Below are 24,302 nucleotides of genomic sequence, written 5' to 3' on the forward strand. Positions count from 1 at the left end.
TTACAATAGTAAAGTATTCAATGCTTTAACTATTCCGAAAGGATGAATATATTGAGTATGTTGTATTCAAACAAGATTAATTCAGAATGTTTACCAGGCCGCATTGATGACGTAATAGATCGAACGCTTGCCGACAAGCGTTTGGTCGGCGCTGTTATTAAAGTGGCGATAGATGGGGTCCTGGTTTATAGCCGTGCTGCCGGTCTTGCCGACCGTGAGATGAACCTGCACATGCAAGAAGATGACTTATTCCGACTCGCCTCGGTTACCAAACCAATCGTTTCAACGGCTGCACTAGTATTAGTTGCTCAAGGTCGCTTACAGCTGGACGACCGCGTTGATCATTGGCTTCCAGAGTTTCGGCCACGTTTGCAGAACGGCGAGTTCGCGACATTGACGATTCGTCACTTGATGACGCATACCGCGGGTCTGTCTTACGGATTTCTCCAAGAAGAAGATGGTTCCTATCAGCGAGCCGGGGTATCGGATGGCATGGATCAGTCCGGCATCACATTGGAAGAGAACCTGCGTCGTCTAGCCTCTGTACAGCTCCTCTATACGCCAGGCACTGAATGGAAATATTCCATCGCGACTGATGTGTTGGGAGCAGTAATTGCAAAGGTAACAGAAACATCACTCAGCGAAGCCATACACTCGCTGGTGACTAAGCCACTTGGTATGAACGACACTTGTTTTATCGCAGTCAACCCTGCACGACTGACCACTGCCTATGCCAATGCTTTTCCAGAACCACGACCTTTACATGATCCCGACAGCGTTGCCTTTGTGGAGAACACGGCAGGCTTCCGACTTGCCCCCGGGCGGGCATTTGACGGAACTGCCTATCCTTCTGGAGGGGCTGGTATGGTCGGCAGCGCCGGAGACTTTTTGCAACTGCTGGAAACATTACGCAAGGGTGGAGCGCCCCTGCTGCCGGAGTCCCTGGTTCGCGAAATGACTACCAACCAGATCGGTGATCTACCCATGGCCTTTTGGCCAGGGCGAGGCTTCGGCCTCGGTATTACGCTGCTAAAGAATCCTGTCGCCGCAGACACCCCGGAATCCCCAGGTACATGGCGCATGGGGGGGACCTATGGTCATTCGTGGTTCGTTGATCCTAAGCAGCGGCTCAGCGTCGTGGCGTTCACCAATACCGCACTGGAAGGCATGTCAGGTCAGTTTACCATTGACCTTTGTGAAGCCGTTTATGAAAGAATTAAGAAATAGAAAACGATCATAGAGAAATAACATTACAACATTAATACGTCACTTCATTCTATTAGCCGATTAATCGCTATGCCGTGCATCATATAATCTGCAACTTATACAAGAAAGGTGCTTCTGAAATGAGCCAAAACACAACTTCTACCACACAAAGTGTCTCCAACATTCCCTCTTCTGAACGTCTCCCATGGGCTGGATTACTCGCCCTAGCTATGACGGGATTTATCTGTATTCTTACAGAAACAATTCCGGCCGGCTTGCTGCTCCAGATTGGTGAGGGTCTTGGAGTCTCAGAGGCCCTTGCGGGTCAACTCGTCACCCTGTACGCCCTAGGCTCACTATTGGCCGCGATTCCCTTGACCACCGCGACGCGCGGGTGGCGGCGGCGACCACTGCTGCTCATATGTATCCTTGGTTTTCTCGTATTCAACACCTTCACTACATTTTCTTTCAACTATATATTGACGCTAGTAGCTCGGTTCTTCGCGGGCGTATCCGCTGGTGTCTTATGGGGTATGCTAGCAGGCTATGCCCGCCGGATGGTGCCGGAATCACTTAAGGGACGAGCAATGGCGGTGGCGATGGTCGGGACGCCTCTCGCCCTGGCGCTCGGTGTCCCTGCTGGAACACTACTCGGTGACCTTGTAGGCTGGCGCTCTGTCTTCGGAATCATGTCGTTGCTGGCTCTAATGCTGGTTGCCTGGGTGCTTTGGAAGCTGCCCGACTATCCAGGTGAGGCCGCAGACAAACGGCTTCCTCTCCGAAAAGTCTTCCTCACCCCAGGGGTACGGCCAATACTATTTGTCGTTCTGGCTTGGGTACTGGCACATAACATCCTGTATACCTATATTGCACCGTATCTTGCCCAAGCTGGGCTTACCCAGCACGTTGACTTGGTCCTTCTTATTTTCGGCATTACAGCGCTTATTGGAATCTGGGTCATCGGTGTTTTAATCGACCGCAAATTGCGGCCATTGGTTCTGATCAGCCTCACTGCTTTCTCCTTGGCGTCCGTCGCACTAGGCATAAGTGGCAATCAGCCCATCGTGATCTATCTAGTGGTTGCTGTGTGGGGGTTGACGTTCGGTGGAGCGGCGACTTTGCTACAGACAGCAGTTGCTGAAGCCAGCGGTGAGAGTGCAGATGTGGCTCAGTCGATGCTGGTGACGTCATGGAATCTGGCCATCGGCGGCGGCGGTCTGATAGGCGGTATTCTGATCGAAACACTTGGCGTCGGCTCCTTCCCGTGGGCATTGTTTATTCTACTGATCCTTGCGCTGCTAGTAGCGTGGCGCGCTATAGAACACGGATTTCCTTCAAAAAGGCGCTGAGGCATACAAACTTGCAATGTCATAATAATCAGCTGAATAGTCTACACAAATACAGGGATAATTAGCAAATTGATCGACATTCCATGAATGTGGGGATTTTTAGTTAAGGATGTATAATTACCAAATAGCCATTATAGGCAATTTAATAAGGCACCCCTTGGATGCCTTAGTATTTGTTAATCGTATATCAATCTCCAATGACAATTCTTTTTCTGTTCACTGTCTTCCATTGGATAGACGGCGACCGCTCCAATATATTATAATGACCATAGTCACAAAATGACCATGGTCATTTTACAATTAAAGTCATACTTGAAGGAGTGAGTCCATGCTCAGAGAGGCTCGAAAACAAGATACAAAGGAACATATTTTTATGCGGGCGATCCAGTTGTTTAAGGAGAAAGGCTATGAGGGGGTTACCGTCCAAGAGATAGCGGCAGCTTGCGGAATTGCGAAAGGAACGTTTTTTAATTATTTTTCGAAAAAGGAAGAACTCTTATTATATCTCGGCGAATCGCAGCTCCAACTACTGGATCAGAGCTTGGAGAGGTATCGCGAGATCGAAGATCCGAAAACAAAAATTAGTGCTCTGCTCGGTGGATTGCTCAAGCGATACAGCGAGGGGGGTGATCTGATGAGACTGGTCGTCGGCGAACTCGTTCGCTCGGCATTCCTCGCGGAGTTGGAATCCAATAGCGTCAGGAAACTGCAGCATATGCTGATGGACATGATCAACGAAGCGAAGCAAACCGGAATGCTGCACAGCAAACTGGAGACGGAGCTTATTGCTTCTGCAGTGGTCGGTGCCTATTTTCATACATTGATGACATGGACCCTGCTTGACGCTGATAGCCCAAACATCGTCGATCGATTCGAGAAACATCTGGATATCGTCTGGAATGGCATCTGCTGTAAAGCGGAGGTTTAGTCATGCCGATCGTATTCGTAGTAATTGCTGCTTGTCTTTTATTCGTCATCAGCCTATGGCATATCTATTGGGCATTCGGCGGCAAGCGGGGATTGAAAGCCGTTCTCCCGGAGCAGGAGGGGAGCCGCGCCATTGCTCCAGGAATTGCCGCAACAGTGCTTGTGGCAATATTGGTTGCTTCGGCAGCTCTACTGCTGCTTATGGAAGCCGGTCTTATGACTGCGCTCCTCCCTTCTTTTATCGTTCGTTCGGGCGCATGGGTGTGTGCGGCCATATTTGCGCTTAGGGTGATCGGAGAGTTTGATTTTTTCGGCATTTTTAAGAAAAAGCGTGAAACGGCTTTCGCAAAAATGGATACCTACCTGTACGTACCATTATGCGCTGTTCTGTCCCTAGCATTTCTTGCTTCAATTCCAATTGGAGGGTGAGCCATAGCTAAACCGATTATCATCGTAGGCGGAGGAATTGCCGGGCTGTGTGCGGGCATTGCGCTGCAGAAGCTGGGGCTTGAGGCAATTGTTTATGAAAGGAATCCAGATCCTACTGTCGTTGGAGCGGGGATTATTATCGCTCCTAACGCCTTACAAGCGCTGGGCCCATTCGGGGTCGCGGAGAAAATTATGGATGAAGGCTACGAGAGCAACGGATTTCATATGCTGACGGATCAAGGGAGTTTTATCACAAAGATGCTCGTTCCAAACGGTTTCCAATCGATGTATGCCATTCATCGGAGCGAGCTTCATCGGCATTTATTAGAAGCACTCAAGCCAGGAACAGTAAAATGGGGAAAGATATGCGATCAGATTGAACACGGCAATGAATGTGTAAAGGTTCACTTTCACGATCACAGTGCTGTGGAAGGTGCGCTCTTAATCGCGGCTGACGGTATTCATTCCCCAATCCGCAAGTCGATTTATTCTGAAAATAGGTACAGGTATGCGCTGGTGAACGCGGAGGCCAATGATCCCGTATTGGCGGCCTATTCGCCTCAGGACTTGTACGAACGGTTCCGAAATTACCACGAACCCATTCCAAGTCTACTGGAGAGCACGCTAGGCAATCGAATGATTCATCGCGATGTTGTGGATATCGAACCCATGGAACAATTTTATGCTGATCGCATTGCTTTCATCGGCGATGCGGCGCACGCAATTACGCCAAATATGGGGCAAGGGGCCTGTCAAGCGATTGAGGAAGCGGCAAGCCGAGCAATTGTATCGCTTTACATGAATCTGAAGGGCTTGAAAGCAATCTCATTCCGGAATGGCTCGATGAGCTGGCTTTTGTCACTATATCTAGTGACAAAAAATCGAAATACCCTTCGGCGAAATGACGGAACAACATTTATAAAAAGCAGTCCTTCTACCGTGGTGGGAGGATTCTTTCCCTTTAGGTGGGGAAGTTCCGATATTCTAATGTAATCTCTTAGTAGGCCCTCTAAGATATTACTACGGTGTTAGCCGATCGCATAGTCCCCCGCGCTGCATTCCCTTCAGTCTTCCGACATGTTGGCAACAAAAGGGGCATAGAATCTTCAAACTGATTCTATGCCCCTTATAATGTACAGCATAACCTGTGTTATCCTTCTAGCAGCAAATCATGCAGCAGCTTAATTTGTATTCTCTCTCCAGCTATAACAACTGTCATTCCCACCATCAGTTTATCTTCTGGTCCAGGATTGATCTTCTGTTTGCCCTTCTCAACAATAACAAGGATCTATAGTTCCCATCTACTTATACAGACCATAAGTTTTGTTTACTTCTTGAATGTAAATCATTCCATTACCTGGATCATCCAACTTGAGTGCAGTTCTAATCGAGTCAACAATGGCATCGGTTTTTTCACCTTCAGAGAGAATCAATACCATTTCTTTCTCTGGAACGATCTCCATCGAGAATACTTTACTTGTTTCATGGATGCCTGCGCCTCTAGCATTAATAATTGTACCGCCTCTAGAACCCGCCTTGGTTGCAGCATCAATGACATCTTCGGCTTTCCCTTTATCCACCACCACAGTGATCGAATGATACATCGGCAGATCTCCTCCCTTACATTCTACAGATTTTTCACTTTTAAGGCTGCTAACACCGAAAATGTTCGTTATGGATGTAGTAAATGCAATTCCGTGATTCGGTTTTTCAAAATTAAAATCATGATCGAGTAGTTGCACGAGCTGTTCGACTGCATTCTTATTAGAGACCATGAGCACGACTTCTTTCTTAACATCAGAGAGTGCAAGCATTTTTAGAATACGGTTATTAACAGTGCCTCTGGCCAAAAAGATAGTTCCACCTTTAATCCCGCATTGCTTTGAAACATGGAGAACTTTGTTTCCTAATCCAATGTTGACGATAATACAAAGCAACTCAATATTCTCTAATTCGGTATGCTCAGTCATTTTTGTTCTAGCCCTCCTTTTTTAGATTTTATCTTAAAGATTAATCCTAGAATTTGTAAGGAAATAATTGGTGTCATTGCGACCATTGCGATTATTCCGAAACCGTCTACCAGCACATCTGCACCATCGATGGACTCGGCCGCCCCTTGCGCGAAGGCCAAAATAAATGTCGCTGTCATTGGACCCGATGCAACACCTCCAGCGTCAAATGCCATGCCCACGAACAACTTAGGAACAATATACATAAGCGCAATCGAGATCAGGTAGCCAGGCAGTAGATAATGCCATAATTCAACTTCAGGAACGATGATCCGAACCATCGACAGCGCAACAGCAGCGCCTACTCCAATTGAGAGAGTCAAGAGTAAGATTCTACGACTTACATAACCGCTTGTCACATCTTCAACTTGCTGAGTCAGTACGTATACTGCAGGCTCTGCAAGTACTACAACTAGACCTATTAAAAGCGAGACAATAATAATATATGCCTTATTATCAAGGGCGGCCAATGTGAATCCCACTAAGCTGCCAGCATCCATAAAACCTGCGTTTACTCCCACAAGAAATAGAACAAGACCACAAAAGGTGAAGAGAACACCGATAATTATTTTTCGAAAAGCAAACTTAGACAAATTAAATGAGATTTTGTTGAAAATAATAAAAATGATCAGGATCGGCAGCAAGGCCAACGTAATTTCACCTGCAATGATAGGCAGCTTGTGAAAGAATGGACCCATTAAAGAGCCAGCAGAAGATTCGTGATGCCCAAGACTACCAGATGCCTTGTCTTGTCTAGTAACGATGCTCATAATCATTACAGCTATTATTGCGCCAGCAGAGACGACTGCAACAAGACCGAAGCTGTCCTTCTCAGAGGCCATGCTATCTTTTTTCAATGAAGATACACCTAAGGCGAGAGCTAGCATGAACGGTACCGTTAAGGCGCCAGTCGTTGCTCCTGAAGAATCGAAGGAGATTGCTAGAAACTCCGGTGAAGTGAATAAAGCTAGTCCAAAAATGATGAAATACAGCACGGTTAATAATTTATAAAGCGGAATATTGTATACGATTCTCGCCAGACCAACGGAGAGGAGTACCGCAATACCAATGGATACAATAACCACGATGCCTATCTTAGATATATCTCCAGAGGTTACAAGTTCGATTTGACCCGCAAGAATATGTAAATCCGGTTCTGCAATCGAAATAAAGAAGCCAAGTGAGACACCAGCTATTAAGACAATCCAAATCTTATTCGACTTTGCTATGGCTGCGCCCATTTTACTTCCCATAGGCGTAATTCCAATTTCGACACCGAACAGAAAGACTGAGAGCCCAATAATAATGAAAACGGCTCCAATAAGAAATCTGTATAGTACCATGGGATCAAGCGGTGACAAGGTAAAATGCAAAATAATAACGATTAAGGTAATGGGTAGTACCGCGTAAAAGACTTCTTTTAACTTCTCTAATAACACATGCAAGGTATTCATCATCCCTTTCTCTGTTGTCCTGTATACTTAGTTTACCTGATGATTGATGTAAAAAACAGTAAATAATGAAATTATGTATCCGTTTCCACCAGATTAACACTGGTGAATACGACCACTGCCTGCGCATATATCGTTACACCCTTGGAACTATATCTATCCTTATGTTTAGCATTCATGACGATATAACACAATCACCCCTTAAGCAAGCACACGCAGCACATCATCAATTTTCTTACCGTGGGAGAGGATACCGTAATTCATCCAACTGAGATAATCAACCTCATAAACGCGGTTATGAACGACTGCAGGCAGCGACTGCCAGATAGAAGTCATACATAGCTCCTTCTTCGCCTGCTCTGATACTTCGAAGGTCACGAACAAATGGTCAGCATCCAGCTGCGCGAGCAATTCTGGGGTCAGCTCCGCTCTTCGGACACCGCTCGTTACTTGCTCTACGAGTGGGTGTGGCGTCAGCTCTAGATCTTTATATAGAATTGGACCTGTATAGCCTTTGTCTGGACCCGCATATAATATAATGGCCTCCGAACTTATCCGCAGAAAAGCAACCGTTTGATGTCGAATTGCATAAAGCTTCTTTCGGGCTAAATCTGCTTTTCGTTCATAATGATCAATCACCTCAGTTACCTTGGTGCTGCTGCCTATTCCGATTAAATCCGCCACTGTTCGTAAAGTTTCCTGCCAACTCTCGCCAAGATCGGGCATTATGTATTGCGGTACCTTCTTCTCAAAGAGATCACAATTCCATTTTGCAGGAAAACCGTATTCCACCATAATAAAATCCAACTTGCAGGCCAAAGGAGCTTGAGGTTCATTCGTAAGTACGACAGCAGGAATATGATCGAGCCCCAAATAGGATTGTGTCCCCCATTTAGAGAACGAAACCTGTAGTGCCGGCATTATGCCGAGTGCCAAGAGAAAATCCTCCAAAAAAGGAGCAAAAACACGAATTTCCTCGCGATAATGACGACGATACTGCCCAGGTGAGAGCCCGACTGTTTGCTTAAAACGGCGATTGAAATAATATTCATTGCCAAACCCGATATTCTGGGCAATATCGTACAAACGGTCATCCGTTGCTTGCAGCAGATGCTTAGCCTGATTGATTCGGATACCTGACAAGTACTGCAGCGGAACTTCACCTGTAATTTCTTTGAATAGACGCGTGTACTGCCAGCGACCGATGTTAGCAGCTGCCGCCATACGATCCACTGTCCATAAGTCGCCATAATTGTAGTGCAGCTGCTCGATCGTAGCCTCCACAGCTTGACGGCTGTTTGCAACAAGAGAATCTGAGAGATTATGCTTAAATATATGACGAAGCAGCTCTTGAAAACGTATATGCTGATCTAATAAGCCTAACTCGTCGTTCGTTTCCGATTGATAATGATGATAAAGCCCTTCAACCCATTCCAGCCAGTGAGAGAAAGGACCACATTCGACTTCCCCAATACAAGGAAACACAGCAGGTGACTGAAGTTCCTCACTAGGTGATCTGAGGTTTCCAATATGAAGTACCTCAAAAGTCAACTTATACCATTCCAATCCCTGATCGCCCGCTTCGCTTGCAATCGTTAGTCCTGGCTCGGCGATAAAGCATTTGCCGCGTTCCAGAGGATAGCCTGATTTGCCAAGAAGGAGTCTCCCTTTACCGGATATGATCACTATCATTTGATAGTTTTCATTCTTCAACGCTTTATGCTGCTGTAAGGGGGCAATTTTCATATCGCATATTCCACATAATCGATAAAATTGGCTAGGCGAGACAGCCTTCTCTATTCCTTCTTCATTCATAGGTTAACCCGTCCCCTTTAAATAATGAGAATTATTATCATTTAACTATTATAGCGAAAAGAGAGAGAGCACTTCAACTATACAGTTGAAATACTCTCTCTCCGAGTTTAATAAAGAAGCATATATCATTTATTGCGGCAGAAACCTCTCCAAATCTTTCAGCTTGAGCTGATTGGCTGTGAAAGCTCCCGTTTGCCAGTAAGAACGATCCACTTGATATACATGACCATTCTTAACGGCCGGGACGCTTTTCCAGATCGGATTGTTCATTAAACCATCTATCGTTTCTTTATTCTCGGCGGATGACCACGTGCCATTCGAAGTAAGAATAATGATATGATCCGCTCCAAGCTCCGGCAGTACCTCCATAGAAAGGCTATCGATAAACTTGTCCATATCTGCAACCAGCTTCGGCGCGCTCAATCCCAATTCCTTGTACAAAATGGAACCAACAAATCTATTTTTGATTCCTAGTAGATTTATATCATTCTCACCGATATTAAGTCGCAGAACGGCAACGGTTTCCTTCCCGATTGCTGCTTGCAGTTTGGTTTTCATATCGGTAATTTTAGAATCGTAATCCTTCAGCAATTCCTCTGCCTTCTCAGGCTCACCGATGAGATCCGCAATCTTACGAAGGATTTCTGTAGAGCTGCCATTTTGAATATCGTCCGTTAATCGATAGGTTGGAGCGACCTTGGAGTATTTCTCGTATATGGCCGCATCCGCGAAGCCATCAGAAATAATGAGATCGGGTTCTGCTGCAAGCAGCGCTTCTATATCACCTGTAATATCGAATTGGGGAGCGCTTAAATTTAAGTAATCCTGTTTGCCCCAGTTCGGATGATACCACTGTACGATCGGTTCCACACCTAGAGCGACAAGATAATCCTCAAGATAAATAGCTGCTATTCGTTTCGGCTTGACCGGGATCACTACTTCGCCAAAATGATCCTCAACGATTCGAGTTTCACTCGTGCCGGGCTGTTCGCTCTCTTTATCCGTTGTGACTGTTTCAGTTTTTACTGTATCCCCTTGATTCGTCGATTCTGCTGCCGGCTGCTCCTCTTGAGCATTACCGCATCCAATGAGCGCTGTCATGACAATTAGAAGAGTAATTATCCCCTTCAATACGATATTACGTGATCTTGCGAGTCTTTCCATTTTCTACACACTCCTATGTAAGCGTTGAAGTAACGAAATAAAATATATAATATAATATATAAATTAAACTAGAAATTTACGTTGTGGGCGCTGCGCGAGTAGAACGATCTTCTCGCTTCGCTAACACTTCATTTTTAAAGTTTAAATCTATATAGTAATGATTATCATTATCATTTCGTTCAAAGCTAATTATATCACTCTGTTCCACTGATACAATGACCATTCGCTCACTATCATTTTATCTAAACGCGTGATTTCAGGATTCTTCGGAACCCATGATGCTTATAGAGTAAAAATTATTATGCAACAAGATGAAACGGCAGACGCGTCAGCTCACACTTCTAACGGAAACCAGAGACGCTAAATCGCCTTTATTTTTCGTTTCAAGATTGTAACGGAAACACGAGCCTCTATTTGTAACATATCTGCCGCATTTCGCTTTATTTCTGCGGAATAGAGTCTCTGGTTTCCGTTAAAATGTGACGCTAACCCAAAATGGAACTTTAGCGTCTCTGGTTTCCGTTAGCTTTCGTTATACGCTCTCCGGCTTCTGGCGCAGCATCGTTATCAACAGTTTCGGAGAATCCATATTTCCCTGTATTTTAAACTAAACAAGCCCCGCTGCCGCGGAGCTTGTTCTGCACTTCTATTCCTCTAAATTAAGAAATCTGAACACCGCTCAAGCTTGCCCCTTTAGCAAACAACCGCCTGATGTTTTGTTCAACATCCGGGTCTGGTATCAATGGCGGCGCCTGATGCGGCTTAATGCGGGCATCGATAATGAGATTGTCGCAAGCCCAATGCTTATTCTCATAAGAGCTGTTTACACCATAAATATCATGTGAAGGATTGCTGCGTGTAAACGTAGCCCACAGAAAATTGTTAATGGTTGCACTCATAAATGCACTATCGTCGCAGATGATAATCATCGGACAAGCGCTAAGCGTCCCCTTATCACGAAGAGCCTTGCTTAAGCTGCTCATCTCGCGCTGTGCATCCTCGTAATTCGTAAACGCGGAGCCTTGGAGTACGACAATACCCGGCATGACCAAACGAGCATGATCAAAACCTGCCAATCCGCCGAATTCATGTGGAACCTCTTTGCATAACTTTCTTTTTTGATCACCTGCCGCAGCAATAACAACCTTACTTCCGCTGTTTAATCCGGTCCCTGAATAATCCAGCGTATCCATAGTCGTATTCGTATAAAAATGGATGTCGCGGCGCAGATCCAAGCGCTCTAAAATATAGGTTAAAAAATGCTCGACATGATGCGTATCCAGCGGCTCGCTCTCTTCTGCCGCAATAAACAAAAACTTGGCTAAACTTAGCTGGCCCGTTCCTAAAATACGATTGGCAATGGTCAGAATCTCCGCTGGCTGCTTCACCTTCTGATAAGGCGTATAACGCTCGCTCCCAATGGCAAAGAGAAGCGGATGCACCCCAGCGGCATCAACGGCATGAACCTCTTTCACACCTGGAATCTCTTGTTTAATGGCACTGCCAGTCAGCTCATGAATCAAATCGCCAAATGCCGTATCCTCTTGCGGAGGCCGGCCTACAACTGTAAATGGAAAAATTGCATTGGATTTGGCATAAACCTTATGCACTCTCATAACAGGGAATGGATGTGTCAGACTATAATATCCGAGGTGATCGCCAAAAGGACCCTCAGGCTTCGTCTCGCCCTCATGGATTTCACCGGTTATGACAAAATCAGCATCATTGCTGACACAAAATCCATCGAGATAGCTGTAGCGGAAACGGCGTCCGGCTAGCAATCCGGCAAAGGTAAGTTCACTCATGCCTTCCGGCAAGGGCATAACAGCAGATAAAGTATGTGCTGGAGGTCCGCCTATAAAAATACTAACCTTAAGTGGCTCTCCCTTCTTGTTCGCCTTATGCTGATGAATGCCAATGCCGCGGTGTATTTGGTAATGAACGCCTACCTCTTCATTCAGCTCATACTCATTTCCGTCCAACTGGACGCGGTACATGCCTAGGTTAGAATTCATGATACCGGGGTTTTCCGGGTCCTCCGTATACACTTGAGGCAGTGTAACAAAGGCTCCACCATCCTCCTGCCAATGCTTAATAAGCGGAAGGTCTGTGATGCTGATCTCATGCATAGCTACGGGCATGCTGCTGGACTTCTTTAGGGGCAGAGCTGTGACAGCTGCCAGCCCAGTTCCGATATGTTTAAATGGGCTCTTCAAAGCCTTCATTGGATCATTTCGCAGACCGATTACGTTTTGGACGGAATTCCACGTACGCCGAAAAATAAACTTGCTGCGATCAATCGTTCCGAAGAGATTGGATACCGCACGAAAGCTTGAGCCTTTAACATTCTCAAATAATAAAGCCGGACCGCCTGCCTCATACACCTTCATATGGATCGCTGCCATTTCCAGATGAGGATCTACTTCTTCATGTATACGAACCAAATGACCATTCTTCTCTAAATCAATGATGCATTCTTCTAAATTTCGATAGATCATTCTATTTTTCCAATCCCTCTCTTTTGCTGCGCAGTTTCCTGACTATATTTTATTATAGTGCTACGAGCAATTATAATACAAATCAGCCCTTTTTAGCGCCTGGCTCAATAAGTCCATACTTCGTTTTTATCCGGTCTAGCTTCTCAAGCATCGGCCGCGCGAGTATAAAGAGGAATACAACCGTTGCAGCAGCATGCACCATATCAAACCAAAATCCAGAAATATAGATGGCTAGCAGTGCTTGCCAAGAGGACTGTGAAGTAAACATCATACTAGAGCCAAAATTAATAATTCCGCCATAAATCAAAAAGGTTGATAATCCGCCGAATATACAAAGTGAAAGCCTGGTCTTCCTCAGCAAGCCCTTTTTAAATAAAATACCTGCCAAAAAACCTATGATGCCAAAGCAGAACATTTGCCATGGCGTCCATGGACCTTGTCCAAAGAAAAAATTAGATACAAACCCGGCGGTCGCGCCTACAAGAAAACCTGCCTCCGCACCAAAGCTGACACCCGCAATAATAACGATGGCGATAACAGGCTTGAACTGCGGCAGCATAAAAAACGCCGATCGGCCAGCTACAGCAATAGCAGCGAGCACCGCTATAACGATTAGCTCACGTGCCTGCGGCTTTCGTTGCTCAAACACGAGTGCAAAGGGAAGCATCGTATAGAAGACAATTAATAGACTAATAAAATAATATTTCCGGTCATCCAGTACAAATATCCCTAACAGAATGGTCGCCGGAATGACAATCAAAATAAGTACAGCAGACAGCCATGTTCGGCGGCTAAGACGATGATTTGCTGCTAACGGCTTCTCTGACATAGCTCAATCACACCTTCTATTGTTACTCCATCTTTCCATATATGCCGGGCCATCCGGTTTGCAGCCGTCGTATAAAAGCTGTTTCCTGCAAAAAACTTGTTTGTTTTGTTCGTTGTAATAATGCTTCCATCAAAAAACATGGAGCATACCTCACCGTATTTTGCACAAAACTCGATATCATGAGAGACCATAACAATGGTCACGCCATTGTCATTAAGCTTTTGCAGAAATGCGGCTAGCTTTTCCTTGAAAAAACCGTCCAAGCCCTTGGTAGGCTCATCAAGCAGCAATATTTTGGGCTCCAACAACAACACCTTAGCAAGTGCTGCCCGCTGCTGCTCACCGCCGCTTAAGTCGTACGGATGCATGGCAAGCAAATGCTCAAGCTCAGCAAACCTAACGACAGCCTCCACCTTTTCCTCTTTTTCCGCTTTCGTTAACGGTGCTTGAGACAGCATTTCATATAAATCCAGCTCGACTGTTTTTTTCACAAACAGCGTTTGCGGATTTTGCGGAAGGATGCCTACATTTTTAGTGAACAGCTCTTTCGTACTCATTTTCGAAGGGTTCTTACCTCCGATAAGCACCTTCCCCCGATAGGGCTGCAGGATGCTGCTAATGAGCGATAATGTCGTAGTCTTGCCAGTTCCGTTGCCGCCCACGATACAATAGAACTGTCCTTCCCTTACCGTAAAAGACAAATCCTTAATAATGTCCGGCCCGCTCTTGTCGTGCTTAAACCAGACGTCCTTGAGCTGGATCGCGATAGAAGCCGCGGCCTCCTCAAGCTTCTCCTTTGGTTCGATCATCTCCGCTGCTGTTTTGTCCGCAAGGTAGGCATTAAGCCACTGACGGCCTTCCTTTACCGTAACGGGTGCAGCTAAACTATTGCTGACTCCTGCATGAATCTGCATCGGTGACGGCATCGAGAGAAACATCGGATGATTCATGCTGTTTAGGGCTGCTCCAACCTGCTGCGGCGAGCCTTCGGCAAGAATCGCTCCCTTATCTAGGACGTATAGACGATCGGAAATCGGTAATATATCTTCCAGCCGATGCTCGGTCATAATGATCGTTGTACCAAGCTCGCGATTTATTTTTTTCACGGTTTCTAGAAAATCCGAAGCTGCGATCGGATCAAGCTGAGAAGTCGGCTCATCAAGAATGAGCACGGATGGGTGCATCGCCATAATGGATGCCAAATTGAGCAGCTGCTTTTGTCCGCCGGAGAGCTCTGCTACATTTTTGTGAAACCAGGTGTGAATGCCGAAAAAGCTGGCCATCTCTGCCACGCGCAGCCGAATCGTAGACTTGTCATAGCCTAAGCTCTCGAGGCCAAAGGCAAGCTCATGCCATACCTTATCCGTAACAATTTGATTGTCCGGATTTTGGAGCACAAAGCCAATCTCCGATGCTTGCGTACGCTGATCTATTTCTTCCACTTTCTTGCCGCAGAAAAAAACATTTCCGCTCCGCTCTCCATGCGGTGTAAGAATCGTTTTTAGTTGCCTGAGCAGCGTGCTCTTTCCACAGCCTGATTTTCCGCATATCGTAATAAATTCTCCGCTTTGGATCGTCAGATTGATATGAGAGAGCGTCTCTTTCTCCTGATCAGGGAAAGTAAAAACTAGATCCTCGATTCGATACGTTTCCATTTTCTATCCTCCACCACGTTGATTATGACTGGCATCATACAGAGTCCAAAATAGGCGATATAAACGGCGATACTAAACGGCGTCATTGCTTGTGCTTTAATAGAAGGAAAAAATCGTATCGTATTCTCGCCCATTGCAGCGCCAAGCAATACGAGCACAATAAATCCGAGCACAATGAGAAGCACTACTTTATCCCGGTTATCGAACCGAAATAAAGAGAAGCTCGTGCGCCCTGGCAGCCCATAACCTCTTGATTTCATTGAATCCGCCGTTTCGATTGCATTTTCCAGCGCCCATGTCGTCATAATCGAGAGAATCGTCATTCCATTTTTAGCTCTAGTCAGCATACTGCCCTGGGATACATCCCTGCCGATACATTTTTGCGCATTCGATATAACCTTTATTTGCGTTAAATAACGAGGGACAAAACGCAGCACCATCGAAAAAACCAACGAGAGCGCAGGCATTATTTTACCAAAAAGATAGATGAATTTATCCGAGGTCATAACTGCGTTGTAGCAGGAAAACCAGACCATGACGGTCACAAACATACAAGCTGCAGAAATACCATAAAGAATGGATTCGAGCGTAATCGGATTGCCATTTTTCAAATAAAACAAAATCGTTATGCCTGCATGATTAAATAAAGGATTCAAAACTGCTGTTATGAGCAGCAATGGAAGCATATAAAGCAAATTAAATTTAACAGCCTTTTTTCCATTCAACAGAATCGAATAAATAACCGCACTTAATAAAGAAAGCACCTGAAGAATCGGGTGCATAAAGACCATGCTAAACAGCAGCACAGCAACAAAAAACACAAAATTAACGATGGGATGGAAGGAAGCGAAGCGATCCTTCATCATTCCTTATCCCCCGCAGACGCGTTATATCCGCCAATGTCCCGCCCTAAATCAAACGTATACACCCATTCAACGACATCGCCGTCCTTCAGTAAATAACGGCTGCTGCCGTAATTAGGATACCATTCATTCACCTTGAACATCCATCCGCTCAGCTCGCCGCCGTCGAACTCATATATATTGCTAATGCCTTCTACGTAGTTGCTGTTATAGAGAGGCGTCATGTTAAACTCCATATGAATCTTGTTATTTTTCATTTCTCTAAGCAATACATCAAACACAGACTCCCCTTCATAAAAGGTTACCTTCTGCGCTTTATAGATGATGCCGTCCTTCGGCAATACTTCAAGCTTATCTTTATTGAACGTATCCAAATGGTCTAATACCGTTTCTGCGCTTACGGATAAGGTAACCGTTAATTTCTGCGCCTTATCGACCTCGGTATCCTGCCATTCTACTGGGCTCGGTTGTCCCTCTGGCGCTGGCTCCGTCAGAAATTTATCCTTGCTTGCAGCTGGTTTCTTATCCACTTCTTTTTTTGGAGTGCTTTTGTCTTTGCTTGGCGCCTCAGTCTGCGTCACTTTATCCACATGGGTTGAAGCAGCAGTTTCTGCTGGCTTAACCGGGTCTGCCGATGGTGATGGCAGCGGTGTTGCCTCAGGCTTTGCAGCATCTGCAGGCATTGGCGTCGCCGCTTCAGCGTTATCTGCTGTGCTTATCGGATCATCCTGCTGCAGATCATCAGAAATCGCCGAATCAGTCGTCTCAAGAGCGACCTCAGCCTCTATGCTGCTATTCGCCAGCTTCTCCGAGCTCTTCGGATAATTTCCGCCCCAGAAAAACGCAATAGCGAGCACGCCAATGATCAATAAAGCTGTCAACCATTTTTTGTTATTCATTTTTTTGTTATTCATTCACCCATTCGCTCCCTGCACCCTCATCCTTTTACATCCGTCATATCATATAGACCCGTTTGTCCTTTAACCATTCGCTCATAAGCAACAAGACTGTACAAGGCTTGATCCGATGCCATCAAATCCACTTCTCCGGGCTTCGCTCCGCCATTATCCGTTCCACCCTGCTTCACATGATAAAATCCTCCGTTTGGTGCAGCGAAGCTTAATAAAGCATCGATGGTGGAATATCCATTTTTAACAAATCTCGAATCCTGATGTGGATGAATGCCTAGGCCCGACAAAGCTACGATAACTTGAGCAACGCTCTCCGAGCTAACAGAGTCCCCGCTTGCAAACCCTCCATCTGCACTTTGTGCCTTCGACAGCCAGGTAATGGCACGATCTACGGCCGCTTTTACGTTATCCTTTGTTTCGTAATAAGGTGTAAGCCCCTGAATGACCATAGCTGTAACATCTGCATCTGCCGCATCAGCATTTGCGCCTAACGCCCATCCACCGTCCTGAAGCTCCCTGTTCAAAATAAAATCAATCAGAAGCTCTCTCGTGGTCTGCGTCTTCACGCCTGCAACAACTGGAATTTCATAGTGCTTGCTGTCGAGCGCAATAAGCGCGAAAATCGGACCGTTAATGCCCTGCTTGATTAACGTTTCATAGTCGGCAAGAGGTTCTCTTAGGCTGTAGCCTGCAACGTCGTCAATGTTTTTCCCAAGTGCGGTCAGCGCCAAAATAACTCTATCGTATTCCGTATATTTCACGCTATGAAGCTTGCCTGCTTTTTCCTTCATCGTTTTTTCTACATTCGATAAATAGTTAGCAAAATAGGCATCTGGAACCGCTGCACTTGAACGTGCCAGTGCTACGATAGTCCAATCACCGCCGACACTTGCAATAGCCGGATCAGTTACAGCCTTCTGCATAAAGGCTGCCGTTTGAATGATCTGCTTCGTTATCGCATCTATTTTGTCAGGATCTGTCTCGTTCTCAGCAGGCTTTTCTGCTAGCTTGTAATCGTAGGCTCTCATCGCTACAACGGCCGCCATTTCTCTCGTTACAGAAGCCTTTGGCTGGAAGCCTGATTGATCGCCCGTCATTAATTCAAAAGCAACAATTGTTTCAATATCTGCCTTCGCCCAAGCGGCGGCCGCATCTATATCTTTAATGACTGCTGGTGACTTAATGGGCTCGATCGCCAATGCCCTCACGAGAGTTGCTGCCAATTGCTCACGGGTAATACTCTCATTCGGATTAAACCTTTCATTAAAGCCGGACATATATCCCGCATGATCAGCCGCCGTCACATAAGGATAAAACCAATCCTTTTTCGCAACATCAGTAAAATTCCCAGCCCTGTCCAAGGTCATATCCAGCTTAAGAACAGAGACTAGCATTTTAGCAAACTCTGCTCTTGTAACCGCAGCCTTCGGATTAAATTTCCCATTGCTGCCTTGCACGAAGCCATTTTGCGTAGCATCGCCGATCGCGCTGTATGCCCAATCAGAGAAGGCATCTGCATCCGTATACAAATGGTGTAAATCAACACGGCTTGCAGCACTCGCTGCATCCCTGCTCCAAAAGCCCGTTGAAAGAAGCAAACTTATAACTAAAGCCCACGCCACAAACCTATTTTTTCTCATCATAAAATCTTCCTTCCCTATCTAGTCCTATATTGTTATGACATCAGAGCATCAAAAAAAACCTCACAACAGGAATAGTTAAGAGGTTTACTAGCGGGTGCAATTAAAGGATTCATGCACTAATAAACACCTTCCTATCCATCGTAGAGTTAACGGTGTATGAGAAACAGGCAGGTATTCTGACTTAGAATCATCACCCTTACAGCTTTCCACCGCTTCTCAGTGGCATGCTTGCAAGGACTCCTCTTTCACAGTGGCGGGACCGTGTGGGATTTTCACCCTCTTCCCTTTTAACCAATGGATGCTTTCACTCAAAATAAAACATCATTGGCACCTTTTTCTCCTATTCAATTTTCTTGCTCATCATATCGAATTATGGACCTTTTGTCTATGTAAAAACAACAGCCAAGGATTCTAAAATAGCATCCTTGGCCGCTGCTTTTATATTGATTTCATACGATTGCTTCTTGGCTTATGCTCTACTTCTGCAAGTCCTAATTCCTCCATCAATGGCGGTATGTACATGCCAAATCTACCTCGGAAGCCTTTTTTCAAGCCATACCAGCCGCCAAGCGGATTTTCAGGCGAACGTCCCCACGCCTCGACAGTCCCTTCTTTTGCAGGCTTTTGCTCATCTGCACTGCCTAGCTCTATCCAGTCGTTATGCCCCTTTAGCATGGCAGTTAAATCCGCAATACAACGATAATCATAATGCAAAACCGTTTTCCCTACCGTGCACACTAAAATTTCAATACCATCTTTTTCGTCTTTGTACATTTCGTATTCTGACGACTGCGGTGGAGTTTTTAATTTCCAAGGATTATCCTTTGTACCCAATATGCTCATGTTATCCATTCTCCTTTTCGATTACGGCTCACACACGGACAAGAATACGCTATTTTCTTAATTCGGTAAATGGTTTTCTGTCATAAGCGGAAAATATACGGTATAGCTTTCATCCTTTATTTCATACAGAGGAACAAACCGAATGCCCCTCTCCTGCCCTCTCGTACGGTAATAGCCAGAGTTCCACCAGCTATGGTTACGTTCCCGATCTGGGACGAGCAGAGTTTCCAGCTGCTCAGCATTTCCAATCAGCCGCCGCTGCTCATCCACCAGCCCTGCGAGTACGATCGGACCATCCATAAAGGCATAAGTTCCCGCTTCGCCTGGCAGCTGTTCAGCCCTCAGTGCCTTCGGAAGCTCGACACGTACAATGTCTCCATCCTCCCATTCACGCTCAAGCATCACATAGGAGGTAGGCTGCCAATCACCCTCCTGCTCCACACCGTTGATCGAGATCACGGCTTTCTCTTGCAGCCACCACGGAAGTCTCAGCTTTAGGCAGAACTGCTCTTTTAAAGAAAGTGAAATTTCAATTTCATAAATAAAGCGATCCGGGCGATGAGTCGGAATAGACGGCATATCCACCTTCGTAATCGCCGTCATCCCATCCAAATTCCAGGATTGGAGCGGATACAGCCCATTTTGTCCATCCTGACGAATCGTTACTCCGATTGGCCTATCACCAAGCTTCGTTGTTAGCGACGACGGCAGCCATTGCATAATAGCAATGCCCGCATCCTCCTTCATAAAGATTTGCTCGTGATAAGCTGCATTCGCTTGCACGAGCGTGCCGTGACAGCACCAAAAATGCTGAGTAGCTGTGCCCCATTTCTTCTTGCTGCCCGCGCCCAAGCTTAAGAAATAAGCAATCATGCCCGTTTCATTATGCTGATGCGCTAATACGCCATTAATGAACCTGCGCTCCCAGTAATCTGCATATTTCGGATTGCCTGTCCACTGAAGCAATACATGGGCAAGGCGCATCATATTGTAATTTACACAATGCTCCTGCCCAACGCCCAAACGCGTCATATCGCCGCCCGGCAGCCATAGCTCTGCATCATCACTCGCGCCTGTTGCTAGATAACCACGCTCATCCACGGCAATCTGCCAGAACGCTTCTACTACTTGGCGGTAACGCACGTCACCCGTTACTTCCCACGCCTTGGCAGCTCCTAAAATTTCCGGAATTTGAGTATTTGCATGCTTATTCGTAAGAACGTCCCTACCGGCGAGAAGCGCATCAAAAAAACGACGCCGATCGTAACGCTCGATTAAGTCTCGATGCTTCGTTTCTCCAGTAATTGCATAGAGGTCAGCCCAAGTCTCCAGCATTCCTCCTGTTTCCAAATCGAGCAGCTCATCCATTTGCTCACGAGTAAACGTATCGGTCCACTGGTGGAACCAATCCGCCATTTGAGCCATAATCGCAAGTGCTTGCTCGTTCCCAGTAAATTTATACATTTCATGAAGCCCCATCAGCAGCTTATGAATCGTATAATGCGGCGCCCATACCCATTTCCCCTGCATCACGCGTTGCATATAGGATTCTGGAAATGCAGCAAGCCAGCCGCTGCCGATCGACGCCTGACATCTGCCTAATTCAGCGACGATAAAATCAGCCTTCGCTTTAACGAGCAGGTCACCTGTTTGCATGTAAATGCGAGCAGCTGCAGACAGCCAGTGCCCCATCATATGACCACGCAGCTCACAGGTCGGGGACTCCCAGCCCCAATGCCAATTTTCCGGACCATCCATAGTCGTTGTAGTCGCGCTAGTCGTCCCTCCATTGCCGCTATAGCTCCAAAGTCCCGCTTCCAGATAAAAATTGCGGAGCAAATTATCGTTCGTCAAACTCATGATATATTGTTTATTTAATTGAAACCGCGCTTGAAGCGGTCCCGGGGACAGCTGCACGCTTCCAGCGGAAAATTCTTTGAATGTATTATGTATCAAAATAGTACCCTCCCTTTTTTTGTACGGTATACTTATCGTATACTCTATAAAGATATAGGAAAATACACAAATCCACAGATTACATATACTTTTTTTAGGAGGTCATTTGATTGCCTAACGAAGTTTTTTTGAGTGCCGACCACTTCCCGCTCGTTCGCGATATCGGTGTGAACCGTACAGAGTCTCTTTATACTCACCCCAACCGAGTCGCTGATTTTGACGTATTTCTCTTTGTTGTTCATGGGTGCATGCAAGTCATTGAAGAAGGCACGGAGTATTTTGTGAAGGAGAACGAGCATTTATTTTTGAAAAAAGGAATACATCACTGGGGTCTTCCCGCAACGCTACCAGGTACAACCTGGTACTGGATTCACTTCGACCTGCCATTAGACGAACAAATGAACTATCGAGAGCATGCGCCTCTGCCAGAAATCGAATATTATCAGCGGGATCATTATCAATATCTCATTCCGATGCCGAAATATGGATCGTCTGCGTTTCATTCCGATCTGGAACCAAGGCTGCGAGCGTTGACTGCTGATTATTTCAAACCTGCGGAGCACCGCATGGTGCATGTCAGCCTTCGCGTCTGTCAGCTGTTTCTCGAACTGCAGAAGGAAGTCGCGCAGCAAGGCAATGGACCTCTAAAGAGTAAAACAGACACTATTTCCAGCCGAGTGATGAGCTTTTTATTGGAGCATGCAGAAGGGGACTTTGATTCCCTCAGCATCTCAGCCCATATGAACCTGAATTACAGCTACCTGTCCTCGATGTTCAAGGAGCAAACCGGGCAAACGATCGTTGAGGCACACGCACGCTTGCGTATGGGGAAGGCTATCGAGTGGATGAGAAACAGCACGCTGAACGTCTCTGAGATCAGTGAGAAGCTAGGCTACCGCAATCCGTATTACTTCAGCCGCGTGTTCAAGAAAATACTGGGTCAATCACCCTCCTCGTACATGCAGCAGCTCTACAAATCTTAAGAGCATATTAATTAGAAAGAACAATCTGTCCCATAAGACCATTAACCACGGCGGGATACGTGCTTATCAGGTGAATTTAGTGGTAGGAGATGCGCTCAGCTTGCCGATAAGAACACATAGGTGCTTATCACGGTCAAGCCACGGGGATTCGGGGGTGGTAAGCACGTATGCGTGCTTATCAGGTTGAATTGGTGGTTGGAGACGCGCTCAGCTTGCTGATAAGAACACATAGGTGCTTATCGCGGGGCAGCTGCGGGGATTCGGGGGTGATAAGCACGTATACGTGCTTATCAGGTTGAATTGGTGGTTGGAGATGCGCTCTGCGTGCCGATAAGAACACATAGGTGCTTATAGCGGGGCAGCTGCGGGGATTCGGGGGTGATAAGCACGTATACGTGCTTATCAGGTAGAATTAGTGGTTGGAGATGCGCTCTGCGTGCCGATAAGAACACATAGGTGCTTATCGTGGTTAAGCTGCGGGGATTCGGGGGTGTTAAGCACGTATACGTGCTTATTAGGTGGATTTAGTGGTTAGAGACGCGCTCAGCGTGCCGATAAGCACACATAGGTGCTTATCGCGGGGCAGCTGCGGGGATTCGGGGGTGTTAAGCACGTATACGTGCTTATTAGGTTGAATTGGTGGTTGGAGACGCGCTCAGCTTGCCGATAAGAACACATAGGTGCTTATCACGGGGCAGCTGCGGGGATTCGGAGGTGATAAGCACGTATACGTGCTTATCACCTGGATTTAGTGGTTAGAGACGCGCTCAGCTTGCCGATAAGCACACATAGGTGCTTATCGCGGGGCAGCTGCGGGGATTCGAGGGTGTTAAGCACGTATACGTGCTTATCAGGTAGAATTAGTGGTTGGAGATGCGCTCAGCATGCCGATAAGAACAAATATCTCGTCCTTAGACAAGGACATCAACAACCGTTTACGCTTGCATGCATCATTTTTTATTCTTATGTGACCTAAGACAGACAAAACCACTCCAATTCGATTGGAGTGGCCTATTCAAAAAAACATTCGGTTATTTTTTTCCATTATTAATGTCCTTGATGTAATCGTCATAGACGGCAACTTCAATCATCTCTTTGCCCTTCATGAACTTGAAAACACCATTGTTGAAATCTGTCCCGACTTCTTTGTAGAAAATTCCTTCGTACTTATCTAAATGCGTATGGTTGAAGCAAAGCTTATAGCCTCCGGCTTCCTCCAGCAAATAGGCACGAATTCCTTTTTCATAAAAGCCCTCTTGATGTTTCAGTTCTCGAGACACCGAAACAATGTGCAAATCTACGAATGGAATTTCATTCAAAAGGACATTAATAATGGAGCCTTTCGTAATTTCTTCCCAGCGGCTTTGTGCAGTCTGACCCAAAACGATTTGTGTTACATTTTTTTGTTTTGCAACATCACTGATCACTTTCGCAACTGGACGTGTTTCATTATATTTTACAATGAACTGATCCGCTCCGAAGTCATCTGCAATTGTTTTCCAAGCTGAAATATAGTGATTTTTTTCGATATCCCACTCGTCTTCCGGCTGGCGATCGACTGTTAAAACATACAGAGGACAATTAAGCATTTTAGCAATTTTCCCGCCTCTGCGAATGAGTCGTTCACCGTTAGGACCATAATATACACAGACGAGTATGCTTTCATCCATGCTTCCTGTCTTCATAGTTCTTGTCACACCCCTGTGCAATGATAGACTTAGCCTACCTATAAAGTTTGGTGTTGTCAACTTGCATAGTGTATAATTGTTAT

The 24,302-nt window shown here is 45.9% G+C and carries 19 protein-coding genes and 1 riboswitch; of the genes, 6 read left to right on the top strand and 13 right to left on the bottom strand.

Features of this window, described 5'->3' with window-relative positions; translation table 11 throughout:
• The first annotated feature begins 57 nt into the window (after positions 1-57).
• The 5 genes from MHI37_RS20895 (at position 58) to MHI37_RS20915 (ending at position 4,904) form a co-directional block, all read left to right on the top strand.
• Positions 58-1,227, top strand: coding sequence for a serine hydrolase domain-containing protein (locus MHI37_RS20895; RefSeq protein ID WP_076338314.1), 1,170 nt, complete (start codon positions 58-60; stop codon positions 1,225-1,227).
• A gap of 119 nt (positions 1,228-1,346) precedes the next feature.
• Entirely contained in the window at positions 1,347-2,555 is a 1,209-nt protein-coding gene (locus MHI37_RS20900) for an MFS transporter (RefSeq protein ID WP_076338313.1), read from the top strand.
• A 328-nt stretch (positions 2,556-2,883) separates the two neighbouring features.
• Positions 2,884-3,483 carry a TetR/AcrR family transcriptional regulator gene (locus MHI37_RS20905; RefSeq protein ID WP_076338312.1) on the top strand — a complete coding sequence of 200 codons (600 nt, stop codon included), beginning with the start codon at positions 2,884-2,886 and terminating at the stop codon, positions 3,481-3,483.
• A 2-nt stretch (positions 3,484-3,485) separates the two neighbouring features.
• Positions 3,486-3,911 (top strand): DUF3995 domain-containing protein, encoded by a 426-nt coding sequence (locus tag MHI37_RS20910; RefSeq protein ID WP_076338311.1) that lies wholly within the window; start codon positions 3,486-3,488, stop codon positions 3,909-3,911.
• A gap of 21 nt (positions 3,912-3,932) precedes the next feature.
• Entirely contained in the window at positions 3,933-4,904 is a 972-nt protein-coding gene (locus MHI37_RS20915) for an FAD-dependent monooxygenase (RefSeq protein ID WP_256710624.1), read from the top strand.
• Positions 4,905-5,212: 308 nt separating this feature from the next.
• Here MHI37_RS20915 and MHI37_RS20920 read toward each other — a convergent pair whose 3' ends face one another.
• The 12 genes from MHI37_RS20920 to MHI37_RS20975 all read right to left on the bottom strand — a co-directional run bounded on the left by MHI37_RS20920 (position 5,213) and on the right by MHI37_RS20975 (position 21,548).
• A complete protein-coding gene (locus MHI37_RS20920; protein WP_076338309.1) occupies positions 5,213-5,881 on the bottom strand; it encodes a P-II family nitrogen regulator in 669 nt (222 codons plus the stop codon).
• Complete coding sequence (locus tag MHI37_RS20925) at positions 5,878-7,377, bottom strand: DUF1538 domain-containing protein (protein WP_256710621.1); 1,500 nt, start codon at positions 7,375-7,377, stop codon at positions 5,878-5,880. The genes MHI37_RS20920 and MHI37_RS20925 overlap by 4 nt, the downstream gene beginning before the upstream one ends.
• Before the next feature lie 195 nt (positions 7,378-7,572).
• On the bottom strand, positions 7,573-9,186 hold the full coding sequence (locus MHI37_RS20930; protein ID WP_256710620.1) for an AraC family transcriptional regulator: 1,614 nt from the start codon (positions 9,184-9,186) through the stop codon (positions 7,573-7,575).
• Between the two features lie 129 nt (positions 9,187-9,315).
• Positions 9,316-10,350 carry an ABC transporter substrate-binding protein gene (locus MHI37_RS20935; protein WP_076338308.1) on the bottom strand — a complete coding sequence of 345 codons (1,035 nt, stop codon included), beginning with the start codon at positions 10,348-10,350 and terminating at the stop codon, positions 9,316-9,318.
• 659 nt (positions 10,351-11,009) lie between these two features.
• The gene (locus MHI37_RS20940; protein WP_179090264.1) at positions 11,010-12,848 is read right to left on the bottom strand and encodes a UbiD family decarboxylase; all 1,839 of its coding nucleotides are present in this window, start codon (positions 12,846-12,848) and stop codon (positions 11,010-11,012) included.
• Between the two features lie 82 nt (positions 12,849-12,930).
• Positions 12,931-13,677 carry an ECF transporter S component gene (locus MHI37_RS20945; RefSeq protein ID WP_076338307.1) on the bottom strand — a complete coding sequence of 249 codons (747 nt, stop codon included), beginning with the start codon at positions 13,675-13,677 and terminating at the stop codon, positions 12,931-12,933.
• On the bottom strand, positions 13,659-15,332 hold the full coding sequence (locus MHI37_RS20950) for an ATP-binding cassette domain-containing protein (protein WP_076338306.1): 1,674 nt from the start codon (positions 15,330-15,332) through the stop codon (positions 13,659-13,661). Before MHI37_RS20950 ends, MHI37_RS20945 begins: the two co-directional genes overlap by 19 nt.
• Positions 15,305-16,198, bottom strand: a complete 894-nt coding sequence (locus MHI37_RS20955; RefSeq protein ID WP_076338305.1) for an energy-coupling factor transporter transmembrane component T — start codon at positions 16,196-16,198, stop codon at positions 15,305-15,307. Before MHI37_RS20955 ends, MHI37_RS20950 begins: the two co-directional genes overlap by 28 nt.
• Positions 16,195-17,109 carry a DUF4430 domain-containing protein gene (locus MHI37_RS20960; protein ID WP_076338304.1) on the bottom strand — a complete coding sequence of 305 codons (915 nt, stop codon included), beginning with the start codon at positions 17,107-17,109 and terminating at the stop codon, positions 16,195-16,197. The genes MHI37_RS20955 and MHI37_RS20960 overlap by 4 nt, the downstream gene beginning before the upstream one ends.
• 23 nt (positions 17,110-17,132) lie before the next feature.
• Complete coding sequence (locus MHI37_RS20965; protein ID WP_083676414.1) at positions 17,133-18,749, bottom strand: S-layer homology domain-containing protein; 1,617 nt, start codon at positions 18,747-18,749, stop codon at positions 17,133-17,135.
• 148 nt (positions 18,750-18,897) lie between these two features.
• Positions 18,898-19,099: riboswitch (cobalamin riboswitch) on the bottom strand.
• An 88-nt stretch (positions 19,100-19,187) separates the two neighbouring features.
• Complete coding sequence (locus MHI37_RS20970; protein WP_076338302.1) at positions 19,188-19,592, bottom strand: DUF6855 family protein; 405 nt, start codon at positions 19,590-19,592, stop codon at positions 19,188-19,190.
• A gap of 57 nt (positions 19,593-19,649) precedes the next feature.
• Positions 19,650-21,548: a beta-L-arabinofuranosidase domain-containing protein gene (locus MHI37_RS20975; protein ID WP_256710619.1), complete on the bottom strand. Its 1,899-nt coding sequence runs from the start codon at positions 21,546-21,548 to the stop codon at positions 19,650-19,652.
• Positions 21,549-21,658: 110 nt separating this feature from the next.
• Between MHI37_RS20975 and MHI37_RS20980 the strand changes: the two genes are divergently transcribed.
• The gene (locus MHI37_RS20980) at positions 21,659-22,531 is read left to right on the top strand and encodes an AraC family transcriptional regulator (RefSeq protein ID WP_076338301.1); all 873 of its coding nucleotides are present in this window, start codon (positions 21,659-21,661) and stop codon (positions 22,529-22,531) included.
• Positions 22,532-23,562: 1,031 nt separating this feature from the next.
• Here the strand turns inward: MHI37_RS20980 and MHI37_RS20985 are convergent.
• Positions 23,563-24,216, bottom strand: coding sequence for a universal stress protein (locus MHI37_RS20985; protein ID WP_076338300.1), 654 nt, complete (start codon positions 24,214-24,216; stop codon positions 23,563-23,565).
• Positions 24,217-24,302: the final 86 nt, after the last annotated feature.

Source organism: Paenibacillus sp. FSL H8-0548 (assembly GCF_038630985.1).
In the GTDB taxonomy this organism is placed as follows: domain Bacteria; phylum Bacillota; class Bacilli; order Paenibacillales; family Paenibacillaceae; genus Pristimantibacillus.

What these genes read in the sequence shown, in the direction of transcription:
- MHI37_RS20895 (WP_076338314.1), top strand. Translation starts at nt 58, where the DNA reads ATGTTGTATTCAAACAAGATTAATTCAGAATGTTTACCAGGCCGCATT.
- MHI37_RS20900 (WP_076338313.1), top strand. Translation starts at nt 1,347, where the DNA reads ATGAGCCAAAACACAACTTCTACCACACAAAGTGTCTCCAACATTCCC.
- MHI37_RS20905 (WP_076338312.1), top strand. Translation starts at nt 2,884, where the DNA reads ATGCTCAGAGAGGCTCGAAAACAAGATACAAAGGAACATATTTTTATG.
- MHI37_RS20910 (WP_076338311.1), top strand. Translation starts at nt 3,486, where the DNA reads ATGCCGATCGTATTCGTAGTAATTGCTGCTTGTCTTTTATTCGTCATC.
- MHI37_RS20920 (WP_076338309.1), bottom strand. Translation starts at nt 5,881, where the DNA reads ATGACTGAGCATACCGAATTAGAGAATATTGAGTTGCTTTGTATTATC.
- MHI37_RS20925 (WP_256710621.1), bottom strand. Translation starts at nt 7,377, where the DNA reads ATGATGAATACCTTGCATGTGTTATTAGAGAAGTTAAAAGAAGTCTTT.
- MHI37_RS20930 (WP_256710620.1), bottom strand. Translation starts at nt 9,186, where the DNA reads ATGAATGAAGAAGGAATAGAGAAGGCTGTCTCGCCTAGCCAATTTTAT.
- MHI37_RS20935 (WP_076338308.1), bottom strand. Translation starts at nt 10,350, where the DNA reads ATGGAAAGACTCGCAAGATCACGTAATATCGTATTGAAGGGGATAATT.
- MHI37_RS20940 (WP_179090264.1), bottom strand. Translation starts at nt 12,848, where the DNA reads ATGATCTATCGAAATTTAGAAGAATGCATCATTGATTTAGAGAAGAAT.
- MHI37_RS20945 (WP_076338307.1), bottom strand. Translation starts at nt 13,677, where the DNA reads ATGTCAGAGAAGCCGTTAGCAGCAAATCATCGTCTTAGCCGCCGAACA.
- MHI37_RS20950 (WP_076338306.1), bottom strand. Translation starts at nt 15,332, where the DNA reads ATGGAAACGTATCGAATCGAGGATCTAGTTTTTACTTTCCCTGATCAG.
- MHI37_RS20955 (WP_076338305.1), bottom strand. Translation starts at nt 16,198, where the DNA reads ATGATGAAGGATCGCTTCGCTTCCTTCCATCCCATCGTTAATTTTGTG.
- MHI37_RS20960 (WP_076338304.1), bottom strand. Translation starts at nt 17,109, where the DNA reads ATGAATAACAAAAAAATGAATAACAAAAAATGGTTGACAGCTTTATTG.
- MHI37_RS20965 (WP_083676414.1), bottom strand. Translation starts at nt 18,749, where the DNA reads ATGATGAGAAAAAATAGGTTTGTGGCGTGGGCTTTAGTTATAAGTTTG.
- MHI37_RS20970 (WP_076338302.1), bottom strand. Translation starts at nt 19,592, where the DNA reads ATGAGCATATTGGGTACAAAGGATAATCCTTGGAAATTAAAAACTCCA.
- MHI37_RS20985 (WP_076338300.1), bottom strand. Translation starts at nt 24,216, where the DNA reads ATGAAGACAGGAAGCATGGATGAAAGCATACTCGTCTGTGTATATTAT.